The sequence below is a fragment of the Arthrobacter sp. Y3225116 genome (assembly GCF_059091245.1).
This window is the reverse complement of the sequence record NZ_JBNHGL010000278.1, coordinates 1-3,380: the sequence shown is the minus strand read 5'-3', so window position 1 is coordinate 3,380 and position 3,380 is coordinate 1. Positions and strand designations below refer to the sequence as shown.

The following is a 3,380-nucleotide window of genomic DNA, read 5'->3' as shown; positions in this document are numbered from 1 at the left end:
TGGGCAAAGAGCACCGCCGCCGAGGGCGCCCCCGTTGCGGCACCGAAGCGCAGGGAGTCACGCAACACGTCGACTCCGGAACCGGGCTCGGCGAGCGCCCAGGCCTCCTGCCAGTCCACGCCCAGCAACAACGCCGAGGCAACCTGATCCAGAGCCGCCTTCGTCGTTCCCAGGCTGGTGGCGGCGAGGGCGGCCACGGCGTGGGGCAGGGGCAGTCCCGCTGCCAACATCGCGCCCAACAAGTCCAAATGCAGGGCCGGATCGTCGGCCGCTTCGTCGCTGCCGCCACCCTTCCGGGTTACGCCTGAAACCATCGGCCGCTTCGCGGGGACGCGGCGGGCACCGACCAGTCCCGGATTCAGCAGCCAGGCAGCAGCAAAGAGCAGTACACCGGCCAGCACCGGAATCACAGGCCCTCCCTTCCGGCAGCATGGCGCATGAGCTGCCGGGACCAGACGCGTGCGCCGACCATGAGTGCCGCCCCGGTGACCAGGACCGGCCACCCCGTCGGTGACAGCAGCAGCGTGGCGACGGGGTCGGCACCCATGGCAGCGCCGAGCCCTAGGCCCAGCAGCGGCAGCCACCCGAGCAGGGCCGCGGTGGCCTGCGGTCCCGCCAGGGCGGTTCTCCGCGCAGCCCTGGCATCAAGCCGATGCTGCAGGTGCCGCGCATAATTCTCCAGCAACAATGACAGTGGTGCCCCGGTCCTCTCGGAAACCTCCCAACAGGAAGCCAGATCATGCCACATCCGTTGCACGGCGGCGGCCTCGGGTCGTACCCGCCGGCCGTCGCCCCGCTCCTGCCTGCGCAGAACCGGTCCGATTCCCAGGCCCAGGTCCGCGGCCTGTGCTGCCGCCTCGAGGGTCGGGAGCAACAGCCCGGCTTCCCGCGCTGCCGCACCCGGCTCCGGCCCCGTTCCACCCCGCCGCCGTGCCCCCGGAGTGGACCGGTCGGGCGGTCCCGCCGCCGCATAGACGGAGAGCATGTCCGGCCAGAGCTGGGCCGGCGTGCGCCCGGCACTCAACAGCGCCGCCAACTGCCGCACGAAGAGGGGCAACTGGTCCAATTCGGCGACGTCGGACCGCCGCCTCGTCCTGCTGCCGGCCGACGCCCGGCAGAAGCCGCGGCGCACCTCGGCTGACAGGGATCCGCGCCTCGGCAACAGCAGCAGGCAGGCGGCCGCAGACAACAGGAAGAACGCGAGGCCGGTCACGGGAACAACCGTTCGTTGAGTTCGTCCGCTCCAGGCGAGTGCCTGATGCCGGCTCCGTCAGCGGCCAGCGCCGGAATGGTCTGCAGGCCACCGGAGGGATCGCGCCGCAGCAGGCAGATCTCCCGCACGCAGCGCCCTTCTCCGGTCCGGTGCATCGAGATCACCAGGTCCAGTGCGCTCGCCGCCTGAAGTACGACCGCTTCGGCGCTCATCCCGGCGAGCGCGCCCATGGCTGCCAGCCTGGCCGGGACCGCCGCGGCGGAGTTCGCGTGGATGGTGCCGCCGGCTCCGGCGTGGCCGGTGTTCATCGCCGCGAGGAACTCGCGGACCTCCGCTCCCCGGCACTCTCCGACCACCAACCGGTCCGGCCGCATCCGCAGGGCCTGCCGAACCAGCTCCGCCATGCCGACTGACCCGGTGCCCTCGACGTTGCTGGTCCGGCTCTGCAGGCCCACCACATGCGGATGGTCCGGGTCCAGTTCGGCGGCATCCTCGACCAAGACCATCCGTTCCTGAGGACCGGCGATCCCCAACATCGCCGACAGCAAGGTCGTCTTGCCTGACCCGGTGGCTCCGCAGATCAGGAAGTTCAGGCGCTGCCCGACGATGGCTTCGAGGTAGGGCTGCCACTGCGGCGCGGCGATGAGCAGTTCCGCGAGCGTGAAGCGGCGCGGACGATGGAGCCGGATCGAGAGCAGCGTCCCGCCGGTCGAAACCGGTGGCAGCACGGCATGGACCCGGTAACCCGCCAGGCGCACATCCGCGCACGGGTTCCCGTCGTCGAGCCTGCGCCCGCCGGCTGCGACCAGGCGTACGGCCAGCGCCCGGACCTCGGCGTCGTTGGCAAAAGCGACGGAGGCACGGACCAGACCGCGTTCGCCGTCGGTCCAGATGTCCTGCGCGCCATTCACCAGGATGTCCGTGGCCCCCGCGTCCGCCAGCGGTTGCAGCGGCCCCAGTCCGCGCAAGTCGGCGGCCAGTGAGTCCACCGCCTGCAACGTACCGGCCGTTCCCAGCAAACGGCCGCTCGACTGAACGGCTGCTGCCAGTCGGGCTCCCGTCACCGGCGATGGATCGGAGAGCACCGCGCGGCGGAAAGGCTCCAGACCAATGCCGGGGGCCGCTGCCGGGGCAGCCCGCCTGCGTCCCGCCCCGTTCATGACCTGTTGCCCTGCCCCGGTGCGGGGTTCAGGCGCTCCAGCAGGCCGGCGCACAACGCGCGGATCCGCCTGTTCGAGGCCAGATCCAGCAGACGCCCGCCCCGCTGTGCCGCCGGGACCGCGCGCAGGTACGGCACGTAGCCGGCCAACGGCACCCCCAGCTCGTCGGCGATCAACTGTTCGTCGGCTCCCGCCGGCAACGGTCCCCGGACCACCAGGTGCAGGTTTGTTCCGGTTTCGGCCGCTGCCGCCGCTGCCGCCGCGGCCCGCAGGGAGCGGCTGTCCGTTCGGGCCAGCAGCACAGTGTCGTGAGCCGGCGGCACGGTCTGGGGTGGTCTTCTCAGCCGTCCGGCGTCGACAACCACCAGGCCAAAGGCACCTGCCGCGGCGGCCATGATTTCCGCCGCCACCTCGTCCTGCGGGACGCCGTGCAAGGCGGGGTCGCCTGTCCCCGGCCAAGACAGCAGGGAGAATCCGCCGGTCGCCGGCAAGGACGCCGCCAGTTGCACCGGGTTCACCGTTCCCTGCACCGCTGCCAGATCCGGCCAGGCCAGGCCCGGGACGTCGGCGGCGCCCAAAGCCGCCGAGAGCCCTCCGCCGAGCGGGTCGTCGTCCACCAAGACCGTGGCCGTTCCCGACCGGGCAGCCTCCGCGGCCAGCCAGGCGGCCAGGGTAGAGGCCCCTACTCCACCGCTGGCCCCGTGCACGGCAACCACCTTCCCTGCCGTTTCACGCCGCCAGGTCCGGCTCAGGTATTCCGCCAACCACACCGCGCCCTCGGGCAACACCGCCACCCGGCCGGCGCCCGTGGAGGCCGCCAGGTCCCACAGGGCCGGTGCTTCGTCGATGAATCCGACCACGATGATGTCCCCGCCGCTCCGCTGCACCCGGTGATGCCCGGCGGTGCCCAGAAGCATCGGGGCGGCTCCACGAGCGGCATTCGGGGTCCCCGGCAATCCGTCGGGGCGCCCGTCGGGGCGAAGTGCCAGCCCGGCCGCCGCCGCGAT

3 protein-coding genes and 1 pseudogene are annotated in these 3,380 nt (G+C 72.2%); all 4 read right to left on the bottom strand.

Annotation, left to right across the window (positions count from 1 at the left end; translation table 11 throughout):
• Positions 1-410 (bottom strand): annotated as a pseudogene (locus tag AC5RV2_RS16045) (hypothetical protein); the annotation flags it as partial.
• A complete protein-coding gene (locus AC5RV2_RS16040; protein ID WP_494093159.1) occupies positions 407-1,213 on the bottom strand; it encodes a hypothetical protein in 807 nt (268 codons plus the stop codon). The pseudogene AC5RV2_RS16045 and the gene AC5RV2_RS16040, both read right to left, overlap by 4 nt.
• Positions 1,210-2,373 (bottom strand): TadA family conjugal transfer-associated ATPase, encoded by a 1,164-nt coding sequence (locus tag AC5RV2_RS16035; protein WP_494093158.1) that lies wholly within the window; start codon positions 2,371-2,373, stop codon positions 1,210-1,212. Before AC5RV2_RS16035 ends, AC5RV2_RS16040 begins: the two co-directional genes overlap by 4 nt.
• The coding region (gene ssd / locus AC5RV2_RS16030; RefSeq protein WP_494093157.1) for a septum site-determining protein Ssd at positions 2,370-3,380 on the bottom strand (1,011 nt) is incomplete at its 5' end. The genes ssd and AC5RV2_RS16035, both read right to left, overlap by 4 nt.